16 protein-coding genes are annotated in these 15,667 nt (G+C 59.1%); 3 read left to right on the forward strand and 13 right to left on the reverse strand.

What is annotated here, in order from left to right:
- Positions 1–39: 39 nt before the first annotated feature.
- The 5 genes from KHP07_RS04070 to kdgD all read right to left on the reverse strand — a co-directional run bounded on the left by KHP07_RS04070 (position 40) and on the right by kdgD (position 6,693).
- Positions 40–981 (reverse strand): AEC family transporter, encoded by a 942-nt coding sequence (locus KHP07_RS04070; protein ID WP_078046874.1) that lies wholly within the window; start codon positions 979–981, stop codon positions 40–42.
- Positions 982–1,168: 187 nt separating this feature from the next.
- Positions 1,169–2,722, reverse strand: a complete 1,554-nt coding sequence (gene garD, locus KHP07_RS04075) for a galactarate dehydratase (protein WP_078046873.1) — start codon at positions 2,720–2,722, stop codon at positions 1,169–1,171.
- Positions 2,723–2,733: 11 nt separating this feature from the next.
- Positions 2,734–4,098 (reverse strand): MFS transporter, encoded by a 1,365-nt coding sequence (locus tag KHP07_RS04080; protein WP_078046872.1) that lies wholly within the window; start codon positions 4,096–4,098, stop codon positions 2,734–2,736.
- A 183-nt stretch (positions 4,099–4,281) separates the two neighbouring features.
- Entirely contained in the window at positions 4,282–5,727 is a 1,446-nt protein-coding gene (locus KHP07_RS04085) for an aldehyde dehydrogenase family protein (protein ID WP_214496631.1), read from the reverse strand.
- Positions 5,728–5,781: 54 nt separating this feature from the next.
- Entirely contained in the window at positions 5,782–6,693 is a 912-nt protein-coding gene (kdgD, locus tag KHP07_RS04090) for a 5-dehydro-4-deoxyglucarate dehydratase (protein ID WP_034102171.1), read from the reverse strand.
- Positions 6,694–6,937: 244 nt separating this feature from the next.
- Here kdgD and KHP07_RS04095 point away from each other — a divergent pair, with 244 nt between their 5' ends.
- Both KHP07_RS04095 and KHP07_RS04100 read left to right on the forward strand, forming a co-directional pair.
- Entirely contained in the window at positions 6,938–8,095 is a 1,158-nt protein-coding gene (locus tag KHP07_RS04095) for a phospholipase (protein WP_214496632.1), read from the forward strand.
- A gap of 190 nt (positions 8,096–8,285) precedes the next feature.
- Positions 8,286–8,483 carry a hypothetical protein gene (locus KHP07_RS04100; protein ID WP_214496633.1) on the forward strand — a complete coding sequence of 66 codons (198 nt, stop codon included), beginning with the start codon at positions 8,286–8,288 and terminating at the stop codon, positions 8,481–8,483.
- 9 nt (positions 8,484–8,492) lie between these two features.
- Here KHP07_RS04100 and KHP07_RS04105 read toward each other — a convergent pair whose 3' ends face one another.
- From KHP07_RS04105 to rplM, 8 genes are all read right to left on the reverse strand, one after another.
- On the reverse strand, positions 8,493–9,242 hold the full coding sequence (locus KHP07_RS04105; RefSeq protein ID WP_016976230.1) for a FadR/GntR family transcriptional regulator: 750 nt from the start codon (positions 9,240–9,242) through the stop codon (positions 8,493–8,495).
- 157 nt (positions 9,243–9,399) lie between these two features.
- Positions 9,400–9,819 carry a ClpXP protease specificity-enhancing factor gene (locus KHP07_RS04110; protein WP_078046869.1) on the reverse strand — a complete coding sequence of 140 codons (420 nt, stop codon included), beginning with the start codon at positions 9,817–9,819 and terminating at the stop codon, positions 9,400–9,402.
- 17 nt (positions 9,820–9,836) lie between these two features.
- Entirely contained in the window at positions 9,837–10,454 is a 618-nt protein-coding gene (locus KHP07_RS04115; RefSeq protein ID WP_024073431.1) for a glutathione S-transferase N-terminal domain-containing protein, read from the reverse strand.
- A gap of 149 nt (positions 10,455–10,603) precedes the next feature.
- Entirely contained in the window at positions 10,604–11,383 is a 780-nt protein-coding gene (locus tag KHP07_RS04120) for a cytochrome c1 (protein ID WP_100491488.1), read from the reverse strand.
- Positions 11,383–12,594, reverse strand: coding sequence for a cytochrome b (locus KHP07_RS04125; RefSeq protein WP_214496634.1), 1,212 nt, complete (start codon positions 12,592–12,594; stop codon positions 11,383–11,385). The genes KHP07_RS04120 and KHP07_RS04125 overlap by 1 nt, the downstream gene beginning before the upstream one ends.
- Positions 12,594–13,187: a ubiquinol-cytochrome c reductase iron-sulfur subunit gene (gene petA, locus KHP07_RS04130; RefSeq protein ID WP_034102161.1), complete on the reverse strand. Its 594-nt coding sequence runs from the start codon at positions 13,185–13,187 to the stop codon at positions 12,594–12,596. The genes KHP07_RS04125 and petA overlap by 1 nt, the downstream gene beginning before the upstream one ends.
- A gap of 266 nt (positions 13,188–13,453) precedes the next feature.
- A complete protein-coding gene (rpsI, locus tag KHP07_RS04135; RefSeq protein WP_002555064.1) occupies positions 13,454–13,846 on the reverse strand; it encodes a 30S ribosomal protein S9 in 393 nt (130 codons plus the stop codon).
- A gap of 14 nt (positions 13,847–13,860) precedes the next feature.
- Entirely contained in the window at positions 13,861–14,289 is a 429-nt protein-coding gene (rplM, locus tag KHP07_RS04140) for a 50S ribosomal protein L13 (RefSeq protein ID WP_003188508.1), read from the reverse strand.
- A 248-nt stretch (positions 14,290–14,537) separates the two neighbouring features.
- Here rplM and KHP07_RS04145 point away from each other — a divergent pair, with 248 nt between their 5' ends.
- Positions 14,538–15,578, forward strand: a complete 1,041-nt coding sequence (locus KHP07_RS04145) for an NADP(H)-dependent aldo-keto reductase (RefSeq protein ID WP_214496635.1) — start codon at positions 14,538–14,540, stop codon at positions 15,576–15,578.
- Positions 15,579–15,667 lie beyond the last annotated feature (89 nt).

A 15,667-nucleotide genomic window follows, 5' to 3' on the forward strand; every position in this document is an offset into this window, starting at 1 on the left:
CGGCTTACCGGCGATCGGTCCTCACAGACACCACAACACTCAGATCCAACCACCCGCCTGCAACACAAAGATCCCGATATTCGTGGTCACCGCCGCCATCAAGGTGGTGATCACGATAATGGCCGCCGCCAGCTCATGATTACCCTCGGCCGCCCTGGCCATGACAAAGCTGGCCGCCGCAGTCGGTGCACCGAAGTACAAGAACAGAATCCCCAGCTCCGGCCCCCGGAACCCCAGCAGCCACGCGCCCAGCGTCGCCACCAGCGGCAGGCCGATCATCTTCACCAGGCTGGCGCTCAGGGCCATGCTGCCACTTTTGCGCAACGCTGCCAGCGACAGGGTGCCACCGATGCAGATCAGCGCCAGCGGCAAGGTCATGTCCGCCAGGTACTGGCCCGAAGATTCCAGCCAACCCGGCAAGCCAATCTGGAACACCGCGAACGGCGTGGCCGCAAACACACTGATGATCAGCGGGTTGGCCACCACGCTCTTGCAGATGCTCCACGGGTCGGACTTGATCACCGGGCTGTACACCGCCAGCACGATGGTCGATAGGGTGTTGTAGAACAGGATCACCAGCGCCGCGAGGATCGCGCCGAGGGAAATCCCGTAGTCGCCGTACATGCTCGCGGCCAGCGCCAGGCCGATCACGCCGTTATTGCCACGGAACGCACCCTGGGTATAGATGCCCCGGTCTTCACGCGGGCAACGAAAGATCGCCCAGCCCCAGGCCAGCGCGAAGCTGACCAATGTGGCGACGGCAAAGTAGATCAGCAAACCTGGCTTGAGCGCCGAGTGCAGGTCAGCATGCAGGATGCCGAGAAACAGCAGCGCCGGCATGGTGACGTTAAACACCAGGGACGAGGCTGTATGGATAAAGTTGTCGTTGATCCAGTTGATGCGCTTGAGCAGCACACCCAGGAACAGCATGGCAAACACCGGCGCGGTGATGGTCAGGGTGGTGAGGAAAATTGCCAGCATGCCGGGGAGAACCTTGGTGAGCGTCGTTAGGTGGCCAATGATAAGCCAGTGTAGGCCGCTTCGTCTGGGCAACGCTGATCATATGTGGGAGCCGGCTTGCCTGCGATGGCGGTGTACCGGTCGATACGTTCGTATCTGACACCCCGCCATCGCAGGCAAGCCAGCTCCCACAAGGTCCGTGGCGGGCTCAGGTAATGGGCGCCGGGTTGAACAAGGTGATGTCGTTGTGCAGCTTGTGGTGCTCCGCCCACGTCTGCTTCTTGCCGCTGGCTACATCCAGGTAGAAGTGAAACAGCTCCCAACCCAGCTCCTCGATGGTCGCGCGCCCGGTGGCAATGCGCCCGGCGTCGATATCGATCAGGTCTGGCCAACGCTGCGCCAGCTCCGTACGCGTCGACACCTTCACCACTGGCGCCATCGCCAGCCCGTAAGGTGTGCCGCGTCCGGTGGTGAACACATGCAGGTTCATCCCCGCCGCCAGTTGCAAGGTGCCGCACACAAAGTCACTGGCCGGGGTTGCGCAAAAGATCAGGCCCTTACTCTTGAAGCGCTCACCCGGGCCCAGCACGCCATTGATCGCGCTGCTGCCGGATTTGACGATAGAGCCCAAGGACTTCTCGACAATGTTCGACAAGCCGCCCTTCTTGTTTCCCGGCGTGGTGTTGGCGCTGCGGTCCGCCTCGCCCTTGGCCAGGTAGCGATCGTACCAATCCATTTCCCGGACCAGCTCCTGGGCAACGGCTTCGCTTTCAGCGCGAGAGGTCAGCAGGTAAATCGCATCGCGAACTTCGGTCACTTCGGAAAACATCACCGTCGCCCCGGCCCGCAGCAACAGATCCGAGGCATAGCCCAGCGCCGGGTTGGCGGTGATGCCGGAGAACGCATCACTGCCGCCGCACTGCATGCCCAGGATCAGCTCGGACGCCGGCACCGTTTCGCGGCGGCGCTGGTCGAGCTTCTTCAGGCGCGTCTCGGCCAGCTCCATGATCTGCTCGATCATCTCGGTAAAGCCGTGGCTGGAGTCCTGCAGCCGATACAGCCACGGCTCGCTCAGGTCGACCGAGCTGTCGTTGTCGTGCATCACCTGCCCGGCCTGCAATTTCTCGCAGCCCAGGCTGATCACCAGGGCCTCGCCCCCCAGGTTCGGGTTGCGCGCCAGGTTGCGCACGGTGCGGATCGGGATGTAGGCATCGGTCGCAGTGATTGCCACGCCACAGCCGTAGCTGTGGGTCAACGCCACCACGTCATCGACGTGCGGGTACTTGGGCAGCAATTCGTCCTTGATGCGCTTGACCGCATGGTCCAGCACGCCCGTGACGCACTGCACCGTGGTGGTGATACCGAGGATATTGCGCGTGCCCACGGTGCCGTCGGCGTTGCGGTAACCCTCGAAGGTAAAGCCCTCCAGCGGTGCCTGGGTTTCAGGCACCTCGGTGGACAGCGGCAAGCTGTCCAGTGGTGGCGCGGTCGGCATGCGCAGTTGATCTTCCTGCACCCAACTGCCGCGCGGAATCGGCGCCAGGGCGTAACCAATGGTCTGGCCGTAGCGAATAATCTGACCGCCTTCGGGGATATCTTCCAGGGTCACCTTGTGGCTCTGGGGGATGAAATCCACGGTCACCAGGCCGTCCGGGAACTCGGTCCCGGCCGGTACGCCCTGGTCATTGACCACGATCACCACGTTGTCGCGCTCGTGCAAGCGAATCGAGCGCGGCGAGTCGGCATGTTCAATCAACTGCATCACACGGCCCCTCAGGAATGCGCTTCGGTTAGGTTGGTCAACTCAGGCCCCTTGGTAGGCGGCTCTTTGAGTACTACACGTTTGATCGGGCCAACGATGACCAGGTAGCTGAACACCGCCACCAGGGCATTGGCGCCCACGAACACCAGGGCCCATTTGAACGAACCGGTGGTGCTGATGATGTAGCCGATGACAATCGGCGTGGTAATCGACGCGAGGTTACCGAAGGTGTTGAACAAGCCGCCACTGAGGCCGGCGATTTGTTTCGGCGAGGTGTCGGACACCACCGCCCAACCCAGTGCGCCAACGCCCTTACCGAAGAAGGCCAGGGCCATGAAACCCACCACCATCCATTCGATATCCACGTAGTTGCAGGCCACGATGCTGCTGGAGATCAACAGACCACCGATGATCGGTGCCTTGCGGGCGAAGGTCAGGGAGTGGCCCTTGCGCAGCAAGTAATCGGAAATCACCCCGCCAAGAACGCCACCAATAAACCCGCAGATCGCCGGCAACGAGGCAATGAAACCGGCCTTGAGGATGGTCATGCCACGGTCCTGCACCAGGTACACCGGGAACCAGGTGAGGAAGAAGTAGGTGATGCCATTGATGCAGTACTGGCCCAGGTACACGCCGAGCATCATGCGGTTGGTCAGCAACTGGCGGATGTAATCCCACTTCGGCCCATCGGTTTTCTTGCCCTTGCCTTTGTCCTGGTCCATGTCGACCATCGCCCCATTGGCGGCGATGTGGTTGAACTCGGCTTCGTTGATCATCGGGTGCTGGCGCGGGCTGTGGATCACTTTCAGCCAGATCAGCGAGAACACGATGCCGATCACGCCCATCACGATAAACACGTGCTGCCAGCCAAAGCTGTAGACGATCCAGCCCATCAGTGGCGCAAATAGCACGGTGGCGAAGTATTGCGCCGAGTTGAAGATCGCCGATGCCGTACCGCGTTCAGCGGTCGGGAACCAGGCGGCGACAATTCGAGCGTTGCCGGGAAAGGACGGCGCTTCGGCCAGGCCCACCATGAAGCGCAGCATGAACAGCGCAACGACGGCGGTGGAGACGCCAAATTCACCCACATAGCCTTGCAGCACAGTGAACAGTGACCAGGTGAAGATGCTCAGGGCATAGACTTTTTTCGAACCGAACCGGTCCAGCAGCCAGCCGCCGGGGATTTGCCCGGCCACGTAGGCCCAACCGAATGCAGAGAAGATGTAACCGAGGGTGACCGCGTCGATGCCGAGGTCTTTTTGCAGGCTGGAACCTGCGATAGCGATGGTGGCCCGGTCGGCGTAGTTGATCGTGGTCACCAGGAACAGCATGAGCAGGATCAAATAGCGGACGTGGGTCGGCTTGGTCGCTTGCATGTAGAAGTACTCCCACTAATTATTTTTTTTGCGGGTAATGGTCTATTTGTCGGTGGGGACCGCTTTCATGCGGAAGCCGGGCTTGCTCGCGATTCAGGCACCTCGGTGTGTCAGGCACACACCGGTGATGCTATCGCAGGCAAGCCAGCTCCCACACAAAGCGGGCGCCACGGGTGTCGCGTATTACGAACCGATGTAGCTGGTCTTCACCACGGTGTAGAACTCTTGCGCATAGCGACCTTGCTCACGCGAACCATAGGACGAGCCCTTACGGCCACCAAACGGAACGTGATAGTCCACGCCGGCAGTCGGCAGGTTGACCATCACCATCCCGGCCTGGGAATGGCGCTTGAAGTGGTTGGCGTACTTGAGCGACGTGGTGGCAATGCCCGCCGACAACCCGAACTCGGTGTCATCGGCCATCGCCAGCGCTGCTTCGTAGTCCGCCACGCGCACCACGTTGGCCACAGGGCCGAAGATCTCTTCACGGCTGATACGCATGGCGGCTTCGCTGTCGGCAAACAACGTCGGTGCCAGGTAATAGCCTTCGGTGTCACAGGTCACCAGGCCACCACCGCTCACCAGCCGCGCACCTTCGCTCTGGCCGATGTCGATGTACTTGAGGTCCTGGTCCAACTGGGCCTGGGAAACCACCGGGCCGATGTCGGTGCCGCTCTTGAGGGCGTGGCCGACCTTGATCGACTTCATGCGCTCAGCCATGGCCGCGACGAACTGGTCGTGGATACCGGCGGTGACGATCAAGCGGCTGGAGGCCGTGCAACGCTGGCCGGTGGAGTAGAACGCGCTCTGCACCGACAGCTCGACGGCCTGCTTGAGGTCGGCGTCGTCGAGGATGATCTGCGGGTTCTTGCCGCCCATTTCCAACTGCACCTTGGCCTGGCGCGACACGCAGCTGACTGCAATCTGGCGCCCAACTCCGACGGAACCGGTAAAGCTGATGCCATCGACCTTCGGGCTGTTGACCAGCACATCACCCACGACGCGACCGCTGCCCATCACCAGGTTGAACACGCCGGCAGGGAAACCGGCGCGGGAAATGATTTCGGCCAGGGCCCAGGCGCAGCCGGGCACCAACTCGGCAGGCTTGATCACCACGCAGTTACCGTAGGCCAGGGCTGGGGCGATCTTCCAGGCGGGGATGGCGATGGGGAAGTTCCACGGCGTAATCAGGCCGACCACACCCAGGGCTTCGCGGGTGACTTCAACGTTGACGCCCGGACGCACCGACGGCACGTAGTCGCCGGACAGGCGCAGGCATTCACCGGCGAAAAACTTGAAGATGTTACCGGCACGGGTCACTTCGCCGATGGCTTCGGGCAGGGTCTTGCCCTCTTCACGGGCCAGCAGGGTGCCGAGTTCTTCGCGGCGCGCGAGGATTTCGCTGCCGACTTTATCCAGGGAATCATGTCGCGCCTGGATGCCGGAAGTGGACCAGGCCGGGAATGCGGCGCGGGCAGCGTCGATGGCAGCGTTGACTTGGGCAACATCAGCCTTGGCGTATTCACCAATGACATCGGACAACTCCGACGGGTTGAGGTTGACGCAATAGTCGGCACCGGCCACCCATTGGCCGTTGATGTAGTTATCGAAACGTTGGGCTTGGGACACAAATCTTCTCCTGACGCAAAAGGCCGCTGATTACTCAGCGGCCTTGTAGATGGGTTATTGCGCGCCTTGCTTGTCGATCAGCGCGGCCAGGGCTTCATATTCTTCCGGCAGCAGGTCGGTCAGCGGCGTACGCACCGGGCCTGCGTCATAGCCGGCGATTTTTGCACCGGCCTTGACGATGCTCACCGCATACCCGGCCTTGCGGTTACGGATGTCCAGGTACGGCAGGAAGAAGTCGTCGATGATCTTGGCGACAGTGGCGTGATCGTCCTTGGCGATGGCGTGGTAGAAGTCCATCGCAGTTTTCGGGATGAAGTTGAATACCGCCGAGGAGTACACCGGCACACCCAGGGCTTTGTAGGCAGCGGCGTAAACCTCTGCAGTCGGCAGGCCGCCGAGGTAGCTGAAACGATCACCGAGGCGACGGCGGATCGACACCATCAACTCGATGTCACCCAGGCCATCCTTGTAGCCGATCAAGTTCGGGCAACGCTCGGCCAAGCGTTCCAGCAACGGCGCGGTCAGGCGGCAGACGTTACGGTTGTACACCACCACGCCGATCTTGACTGACTTGCACACCGCTTCCACGTGGGCGGCAACCCCGTCCTGGCTGGCTTCGGTGAGGTAGTGCGGCAGCAGCAACAGGCCTTTGGCACCGAGGCGCTCGGCTTCCTGGGCGTACTCGATGGCCTGGCGGGTCGAACCGCCTACACCGGCCAGGATAGGCACGCTGGTGGCGCAGGTATCAACGGCGGTTTTCACCACCTGGGAATATTCGCTGGCAGCGAGGGAGAAAAACTCACCGGTACCGCCGGCAGCGAACAAGGCAGTGGCGCCGTAAGGGGCAAGCCATTCCAGGCGCTTGATATAGCCCGCTTGATGGAAGTCACCCTGGGCGTTGAAATCGGTCACCGGGAAAGACAGCAGACCGTGGGAGAGGATGGACTTCAGTTCTTGTGGATTCATTATTCGAACACCCTGGGCGAAGACTTTCTGTCGAAAGGTTGTTGTTGGTTTTGGTGATGTCGTACGTCATCGTACAACTATAAATAATTTCGTCAACTCCAATTCATCGACCGTTCGCAGATGCAGGGGCGGAACACTTCAAAACCGCTGTTCTTGACGTGTGACTTTTTTCCTCTATGCTCGCAAAGGCTGTATATACAAACAGCATTTAAGGAAAATTCATACGACATAGCAAGGAGCTAACATGTCAGGTCTTGAACTCGCAGCACCCGAAAAAAAACCGCCCACCCTGCGTTTTGAAGGGGGTGAACACACCGCCATCGGCGATGACACCCTGTTGCGCTTCGTCAAAGATGCCGCGCCGATTCCCGCGCGCCAGATCGAACTGCACCTGCCCAACGGACTGGCGCTGACGTATGGCCAAGTCATCGCCCTGGGCGGCGACTTCTATGGCATTCCTGGCCAGCCCATCAGCGATGGCACCTCCCCTGCCGAACGCGTGCAACGCTTTACCGCAGCCTTCAACTCTCTGGCCGTGCTGCCCGCCGCGCGCGAAGAAGCACACAAGATCCTTGCCGTGATGCAAAAGGAGATTTCTGCGGTCCAGCAGGCGGTCAAGGAGGGCAAGCAGGCCCATGAGGCTTACGACGCGCTGGGCGATACGTTGTCTGGAGAATGGAACCGCATCACCGGCGGAGGCAGCGCAGTGTCGGCGCTGATTCCACTGGGACGCTATTTGAAGTTGGCGGCGGACAATGCCGACCACTTCGGCGAGTGGGCGCTGTCAGCCTATCTGGCGGGGCATATGGCGGCGTTGCAGCAAGCTGTCGTGGCTCATCAGACCGGCACCGACCAGGCGCTGGAACTGGCGTATGCCATGAACGGTTTTGCTGATCACTTTTTGACCGATCTGTTTTCGGCAGGCCATTTGCGTGTGCCGCGCAAACAACTCGCAGCGGTGGTGACACCCGGTGAACTGGGTTCGCTGATCAGCCGTTTCATGCATGACGAAGACAGCAAGTTCGGGCTCAAGGTGCGTAATGCCATGGGCGATCAGTGGCACGCCTATGGGGATAAACGCTACTTCGACGCGATTGATGCGGACAATCGGGTGCAGGTCAAACGTGCGGTGCAGGCTTCGGCGGATGAGGTCTTCGAGACGTTTATCAGCGGTGTCGCGCCCTCCCCGGCCAACTTCAAGGCGCCGATGTATGTTCCGGACCTGAATGCGGCGCAGAACCCGGCGAATAACTTCTCGCCGCTGTTCAAGATGGAGGGAGATAAGGTGCTGCGCCGCAAGGAGGTGAATGACCTGAACGACAAGCACTGGACGAATGATTGGTGGGGGTGGAGTACGTATTTGTTGTTGAAGGATTACAAGCCGAATAACCCTCTACCTTGAGACAGCCCCAGATCCTAGCTGATCGACTCAAGTGCTAACTACCGCATGTCGCTACTGTCAATTCTGACAGTAGCCCCTTATCTATCGAACCCATATCGTTCATTCGACCTCCCGAAAGAACGCTATGCAATGAATGTCGACGCAGAAAGTTCGGGCGGCCCAGTACTTGTTATCATTCTAGAGGTGACCCATGTCGAAGAGTCTGAAAGTAAAAATCGTGGCAAAAGGCAAATCACCACGCTCAATAGATTTCGAGCCGAATATTGGTGATGAAATCTACAACAATGTAGATGGTTTGCAAAAAGTACGGCGCAAGGTTTTTGATGAGGAAACGAACGACACTGTCATCTACTCCGTTTCGTCTACAGATCCATATCCTGAGCCTTAACCTCAGTCCTTATCCGCGCTGCGCCTCCGCCTCTTCATGGGCATGGCGCAGCCGCTCGCGGCTGTTGGTCAAATGCAACCTCATGGCCGCCCGCGCCGCATCCGAATCCTGACGCGCAATCGCTTCATAAATCTCTTCATGCTCACGACTCAAGCGCCCCATGTAGTGCTGCTGGTCATCATGGGCCAGGCGCGCCGAATTCAGGCGGGTGCGTGGAATGATACTGGTGCCCAGGTGGGTCATGATGTCGGTGAAGTAGCGGTTACCGGTGGACAGGGCAATTTCCAGGTGGAATGCAAAGTCGGAGGCCACTGCGTCACCGGCGTGAGCCGCGCTTTCATTCAGGGCGTCGAGCGCCGCACGCATGGCGGCCAGTTGCTCGTCGCTGCGGCGCAACGCGGCCAGACCTGCGGATTCCACTTCCAGGCTGATCCGCAACTCCAGGATCGCCAGCACATCACGCAGGGTCACCACGGTGGCCGGGTCGATACGGAAACCGCTCGGGCTTGGCGTATCCAGCACAAAAGTGCCGATACCATGACGGGTCTCGACCTGCCCCGCCGCCTGCAAGCGTGAGATGGCTTCACGCACCACGGTGCGGCTGACCCCATGGGCGTCCATGATCGCTGACTCGGTGGGCAGCTTGTCACCCCGCTTGAGCTGGCCGTCGCGGATCTGCTCGGACAACACCGTGACCAATTCCTGGGCAAGGCTGCGGCGCTTGCGGGGAAGACGAGGGGCGGTGTTGGCGTTTTCCATGATGAATCATCTTTCTCGGTGAGCTTGAGCACGCATCATAGCCCATGGTGGTTGTACGATCACCGTCTGGGCGCGACTTTCATCCTTATCCTGCACGCAAAAAAATGCCCCGACACAGGTCGAGGCATTTTTCCAGCCACCCCAAGGGGACAGCTCGTTATTTCACGACTTTCAGGCTCGGCCGGCCACTGGGGCGCGGTGGCTCGGAATCCGGTGGCGGCAGATCATCGCCCTCTTCGGTTTCAATCGATTCGTCATCCTCGAAAGGCGACTCCAGATCAAACACCATGCCTTGGCCGTTCTCCCGGGCATAAATGCCAAGGATGGCGCCAATCGGCACGTACAGCGTATGCGGCACACCGCCGAAACGCCCTTCGAAGCTAACCGCTTCATTGTCCATGTGCAGGTGGCGCACAGCACTGGGTGATACGTTCAGCACAATCTGCCCGTCACTGGCAAAACCCTGCGGCACCTGAACCGCAGCAAATTCGGAATTGACCAGCATGTGCGGGGTGCAATCGTTGTCCACAATCCACTCATAGAGCGCGCGGACCAAGTAGGGTCGACTGGAGTTCATCAGCGGCTCCTTAAGCCTTAGCGCATATCGCGTTCGACACCAGACAGACTCGCCTGGAAAGCCTCACGCGCAAACTGGCGCTCCATATAATCAAGCAGCGGCTTGGCAGGCCGCGGCAGTTCAATACCGAGAATCGGCAAACGCCAGAGTATCGGTAATAGGCAGCAATCGACCAAACTTTGTTCCTCACTGAGGAAAAAAGGTTTATCGGCGAACAGCGGCGAAACGCCGGTCAGGCTCTCGCGCAATTCCTTACGCGCCTGTACACGTGCCGCCTCTTTACTGCGGGTATCCAGAATCACATCCACCAGCCCGCACCAGTCACGCTGGATCCGATGGATCAGCAGGCGGCTATTGGCACGGGCCACCGGGTACACCGGCAGCAAGGGTGGATGTGGGTAACGCTCATCCAGGTATTCCATCACGACGGTCGACTCCCACAACGCCAGGTCACGATCGACCAGGGTGGGCAAGCTGCCGTAGGGGTTCACTTCGATCAGTTTGGGTGGATGACGACCTGCTTCCACACTGATGATCTCGGCGCTGACACCCTTCTCTGCGAGCACGATACGTACTCGGTGGGAATAGTGGTCGGCGGGGTCGGAGTAACAGGCCAACCGGTTGGTCACGCCCATGGCGGTCCTCCTCGCTTGTTGAAATTATCGAAAGCTCAAAAACGAGCGCGCCCAGAGAGCATCTCTGTAACGCCTGGTACAACCAGACCGCTATGTATTCAGAGATGCCGCTGGGCGCGCAAGATTAACAGCAATTGCTTACGGTTGGATCAATGCACATCCTTCCAGTATTCGCGTTTGAGCAGATAGGCGAATACGAAGAAGAAGGCCAGGTACAGCAACACATACGTACCGATGCGCTGATGCTGCAGTTTGACCGGATTGGCCGAGTAGGCCAGGAAGGTCACGAGGTTCTTGACCTTCTCGTCGAACTGCTCGTCTGTCAACGAACCTGGGGTTTCTATCTTCAGTTGATCGCACGCTTCATGAGTCAAAGGCGTGCCAGTCAACGGATCGTATTGCTTCTTGCCGTCTTCAACGACCTGAATCTGCTTGCATCCTACCACTTGCTTGCCTTGCAGGCCGACCAGAACGTTAGGCATGCCGACATTCGGGAACACACGGTTGTTCACGCCATAAGGGCGCGCCGGGTCTTCGTAGAAGGATTTCAGGTAGCCGTAGAGCCAGTCGGTGCCGCGCACACGTGCCACCAGGGTCAGGTCAGGCGGTGCTGCGCCGAACCAGGTCTTGGCGTCGGCGGGCTTCATGCCGATGGTCATGTGGTCGCCGATCTTGGCACCGGTGAACACCAGCTTTTCCAGCATCATTTCATGCGGGATACCGAGGTCATCGGCCACCCGTTCGTAACGCTGGAACTTGGCGCTGTGGCACCCCATGCAGTAGTTGGCGAACGTACGTGCGCCGTCTTGCATGGCTGCCTTGTCAGACACGTCGATATCGACTTTTTCCAGTTCCGGGCCGCCGTGCTCGGCACCGAAGGACAGTAGCGGCAGGGCCGCAAGCATCAATGCAACGAATAACTTTTTCATCAGCCAGTCACCCTTTCCGGAACCGGTTTGGTCTTCTCGAGCCGGGTGTAGAACGGCATCAGAATGAAGTAGGCGAAGTACAGGAAGGTGCAGACCTGCGACAGCAACGTACGCTCAGGGGTCGGCGCCAGTACGCCCAGTACACCCAGGATCACGAACGCAATGCAGAACACCCACAGCCAGATCTTGCTCATCCAGCCCTTGTAGCGCATGGACTTGACCGGACTGCGGTCGAGCCAAGGCAACACGAACAGCACCGCGATGGCCGCGCCCATGGCGATTACGCCCATGAGCTTGTCGGGGATCGCCCGCAAGATCGCGTAGAACGGCGTGAAGTACCAGACCGGGGCAATGTGCTCAGGTGTCTTGAAGGCGTTGGCCTGTTCGAAGTTAGGCTTCTCCAGGAAATACCCGCCCATCTCCGGGAAAAAGAACACGATCGAGCAGAACACGAACAGGAACACCACCACGCCGACAATGTCTTTCACGGTGTAGTAAGGGTGGAACGGAATGCCGTCCAGCGGGATGCCGTTTTCGTCCTTGTGCTTCTTGATGTCCACGCCATCCGGGTTGTTGGAACCCACTTCGTGCAGCGCCAGGATGTGCAATACCACCAGGCCCAGGATCACGATCGGCAAGGCCACCACGTGCAGGGCGAAGAAGCGGTTCAGGGTGATGCCCGAGATCAGGTAGTCACCACGGATCCACTGGGTCAGGTCGTTGCCGATCACCGGGATCGCACCGAACAACGAGATGATCACCTGGGCGCCCCAGTACGACATCTGGCCCCACGGCAGCAGGTACCCCATGAAGGCTTCGGCCATCAGCGCCAGGTAGATCAGCATGCCGAACACCCACACCAACTCGCGGGGCTTCTGGTACGAGCCGTAGAGCAGGCCGCGGAACATGTGCAGGTAGACGACGATGAAGAACGCCGACGCGCCGGTAGAGTGCAGCAGGCGCAGGATCGAGCCGTACTCGACGTCACGCATGATGTACTCGACGGAGGCAAATGCCTCTTCCGCCGACGGGGTGTAGCTCATCGTCAGCCAGACGCCAGTGACAATCTGGTTGACCAGCACCAGCAATGCCAGGGAGCCGAAGAAGTAGAAGAAGTTGAAGTTTTTTGGCGCGTAATATTTGCTGAGATGGTCTTCCCACATTTTAGTGGCGGGGAAGCGCGCATCCACCCAATCCATGAACTTGCTCATCACGCGTTCTCCTTATCGAGGCCAATGACAATGAGGTCGTCAGTTTCGTAGGTATGCGGAGGCACAGGCAGGTTCAGGGGCGCGGGCTGGGACTTGTAGACACGGCCAGCAAGGTCGTAGTGGGAGCCGTGGCAGGGGCAGAAGTAACCGCCAACCCAATCCTTGCCCAGGTCGACTGGGGCCACTTCCGGGCGGAAGGTAGGCGAGCAACCCAGGTGGGTACAGAGACCGACCAGCAGCAGGATCTCTGGCTTGATCGAACGCACTTCGTTCTTGGCGTAGGCGGGTTGGTCGGAATTCTCGGATTTTGGGTCAGACAACTGGCCTTCGATCTTTTTCAGATTCCCCAGGATTTCCTCGGTACGACGAACAATGAAGACCGGCTGGCCGCGCCACTCAGCAATCATCTGCTGTCCTGGCTCGATCTTGCTGATATTCACCTTCACCGGTGCACCTGCGGCTTTCGCCTTGGCACTGGGAAACCATGACCCCACGAACGGGACCGCAGCCCCCACCGCTCCTGCAGCACCCACCACGGATGTGGCTGCTACCAAGAAGCGACGCCGGCCTGCATTCACGCCGTCATTGCTCATTCAGTCCTCTCCCATCAGCTTTTTGGCCTGTTAAATCAGGCGTCTACTAAGTGTTGAATCTTTACTTATAAAAATTTTGCCGAATGGTAATGAAAAGCCCCACGTATGACAAGGGAATTGCCCTGGGCTCAGCCTCCAGGCCTTGTAGTATAGGGGGTCTACGGATGTGGCAAGTTGTCACGGCGATTTTTCTGCATAAATTGCAGGCAATAAAAAACGCCCAGCTCCGTGAGGAGGCTGGGCGTTTTTGTGGAACGTAAAGCGAATTAACGCTTCGAGTACTGCGGACGCTTACGCGCTTTACGCAGACCGACTTTCTTACGTTCAACTTCACGGGCATCGCGAGTTACGAAGCCAGCTTTGCGCAGAGCGCCACGCAGGGTTTCGTCGTACTGCATCAGAGCGCGAGTGATACCGTGGCGGATTGCGCCAGCTTGACCACTTACACCGCCACCGATAACGGTGACGTAGATGTCGAACTTTTCAACGGTCTCGGTCAGTTCCAGCGGCTGACGAACTACCATGCGGGCAGTTTCGCGGCCGAAGAAGTTGTCCAGGGAGCGGTTGTTGATCGAGATGTTACCAGTGCCCGGACGCAGGAAAACGCGTGCGGTTGCGGTTTTGCGACGGCCAGTGCCGTAATTTTGAGTCGCCGACATAATGAACTATTCCGTTAAAACTTCAGTTCTTGGGGCTGCTGAGCAGCATGAGGGTGTACAGCGCCCGCATAGACTTTCAGCTTGCGAAACATATCGCGACCCAGTGGGCCCTTAGGCAGCATGCCTTTGACCGCGATTTCGATCGGGGCTTCAGGCTTCTTAGCAATCAGGCCTTCGAAGTTGGAAGACTTGATACCGCCTGGGAAACCGGAGTGACGGTAGTACATTTTGTCGCTTGCTTTGTTGCCGGTTACACGAACCTGCTCAGCGTTGATGATCACGATGTAGTCACCGGTGTCAACGTGAGGGGTGTACTCAGGCTTGTGCTTGCCACGCAGACGGCTGGCGACTTCAGTGGCCAGACGACCCAGGGTCTGACCAGCGGCGTCGACGACAAACCAGTCGCGCTGAACTGTTTCCGGTTTTGCAGTAAAAGTTGTCATTCTTTAATAGCCTCAGGGGCCGCCCTGTAAATTAGACGGCGGATCTTACTGAATAGTGCGTACTTTGACAAGTCAAAGGCAGCCGGATACAGACGCTATCGGGGGCTCGGGTCGGCGCGTCCGTTCAACGGCAAGATTCTTCGGCAGGCGGCGCATCACTTCCACTGCAGAAAGAGGTGGGCAATTATGCAGATTGCGAAAAAAAATTCAACCTGCTTTTATGATTGTTTTACCTGAAGGAGCACCCGATGGATTATCGACAGCTGGGCCGTACGGATCTGAACGTGAGCGCGATAGCCCTGGGCACCATGACGTGGGGCGAGCAGAACAGCGAGGCAGAGGCCTTCGCACAGATCGAGCGGGCCAAGGCCGCGGGGATCAACTTCCTCGACACAGCCGAAATGTACCCGGTGCCGCCCAAGGCCGACACCTACGCCACGACCGAGCGCTACATCGGTAATTACTTCAAAAGCCGTGGCGACCGCGCCGACTGGATCCTCGCCAGCAAGATCGCCGGCCCCGGCAACACCATCGACTACATCCGCGATGGCCACCTGCGCCATAACCGCAAGCACATCGTCGACGCACTGGATGCCAGCCTCAAGCGCCTGCAAACCGACTGGATCGACCTCTACCAGCTGCATTGGCCAGAACGCAGCACCAACTTCTTCGGCCAACTGAGCTACAAGCACAAGGACGAAGACGACCTCACCCCACTGGAAGAAACCCTCGAGGCGCTGGACGAGCAAGTGAAGGCGGGCAAGATCCGCCACATCGGCCTGTCCAACGAGACCCCGTGGGGCACCATGAAATTCCTGGCCCTGGCCGAAGCCCGTGGCTGGACCCGTGCGGTGTCGATCCAGAACCCCTACAACCTGCTCAACCGCAGCTTTGAAGTGGGCCTGGCGGAAGTCGCGATTCGCGAACAATGCGGCTTGCTGGCCTACTCGCCACTGGCGTTCGGCATGCTCAGCGGCAAGTACGAAAACGGCGAGCGCCCGGCAAAGGCACGCCTGACGGAATACAGCCGCTTCAGCCGCTACTTCAACCCGCAGTCGGAGGCGGCGTGCAGCAGGTATGTGGCACTGGCACGCGAACACGGCCTGGACCCGGCGCAAATGGCGCTGGCGTTCGTGACCCAGCAGCCATTCGTGACCAGCAATATCATTGGCGCCACCAGCCTGGAGCAGCTGGACAGCAACATTGCCAGTGCTGACCTGAAACTGTCGAAAGAGGTATTGGAAGGGATTGAAGCGATTCAGAAGGATCACCCAAACCCAGCGCCTTGATTGACCGTTAGATCGCTATCGCAGGCAAGCCAGCTCCCACATCTCACGGTGTTCACGCGCCAAAATGTGGGAGCTGGCTTGCCTGCGAT

The sequence above is a fragment of the Pseudomonas sp. VS40 genome, assembly GCF_018587885.1.
Classification (GTDB): Bacteria; Pseudomonadota; Gammaproteobacteria; order Pseudomonadales; family Pseudomonadaceae; genus Aquipseudomonas; species Aquipseudomonas pergaminensis.

Coding starts and splice junctions, on each gene's coding strand:
- KHP07_RS04070 (WP_078046874.1), bottom strand. CDS start 981: ATGCTGGCAATTTTCCTCACCACCCTGACCATCACCGCGCCGGTGTTT.
- garD (WP_078046873.1), bottom strand. CDS start 2,722: ATGCAGTTGATTGAACATGCCGACTCGCCGCGCTCGATTCGCTTGCAC.
- KHP07_RS04080 (WP_078046872.1), bottom strand. CDS start 4,098: ATGCAAGCGACCAAGCCGACCCACGTCCGCTATTTGATCCTGCTCATG.
- kdgD (WP_034102171.1), bottom strand. CDS start 6,693: ATGAATCCACAAGAACTGAAGTCCATCCTCTCCCACGGTCTGCTGTCT.
- KHP07_RS04095 (WP_214496632.1), top strand. CDS start 6,938: ATGTCAGGTCTTGAACTCGCAGCACCCGAAAAAAAACCGCCCACCCTG.
- KHP07_RS04100 (WP_214496633.1), top strand. CDS start 8,286: ATGTCGAAGAGTCTGAAAGTAAAAATCGTGGCAAAAGGCAAATCACCA.
- KHP07_RS04105 (WP_016976230.1), bottom strand. CDS start 9,242: ATGGAAAACGCCAACACCGCCCCTCGTCTTCCCCGCAAGCGCCGCAGC.
- KHP07_RS04110 (WP_078046869.1), bottom strand. CDS start 9,819: ATGAACTCCAGTCGACCCTACTTGGTCCGCGCGCTCTATGAGTGGATT.
- KHP07_RS04115 (WP_024073431.1), bottom strand. CDS start 10,454: ATGGGCGTGACCAACCGGTTGGCCTGTTACTCCGACCCCGCCGACCAC.
- KHP07_RS04120 (WP_100491488.1), bottom strand. CDS start 11,383: ATGAAAAAGTTATTCGTTGCATTGATGCTTGCGGCCCTGCCGCTACTG.
- KHP07_RS04125 (WP_214496634.1), bottom strand. CDS start 12,594: ATGAGCAAGTTCATGGATTGGGTGGATGCGCGCTTCCCCGCCACTAAA.
- petA (WP_034102161.1), bottom strand. CDS start 13,187: ATGAGCAATGACGGCGTGAATGCAGGCCGGCGTCGCTTCTTGGTAGCA.
- rpsI (WP_002555064.1), bottom strand. CDS start 13,846: ATGTCGGCGACTCAAAATTACGGCACTGGCCGTCGCAAAACCGCAACC.
- rplM (WP_003188508.1), bottom strand. CDS start 14,289: ATGACAACTTTTACTGCAAAACCGGAAACAGTTCAGCGCGACTGGTTT.
- KHP07_RS04145 (WP_214496635.1), top strand. CDS start 14,538: ATGGATTATCGACAGCTGGGCCGTACGGATCTGAACGTGAGCGCGATA.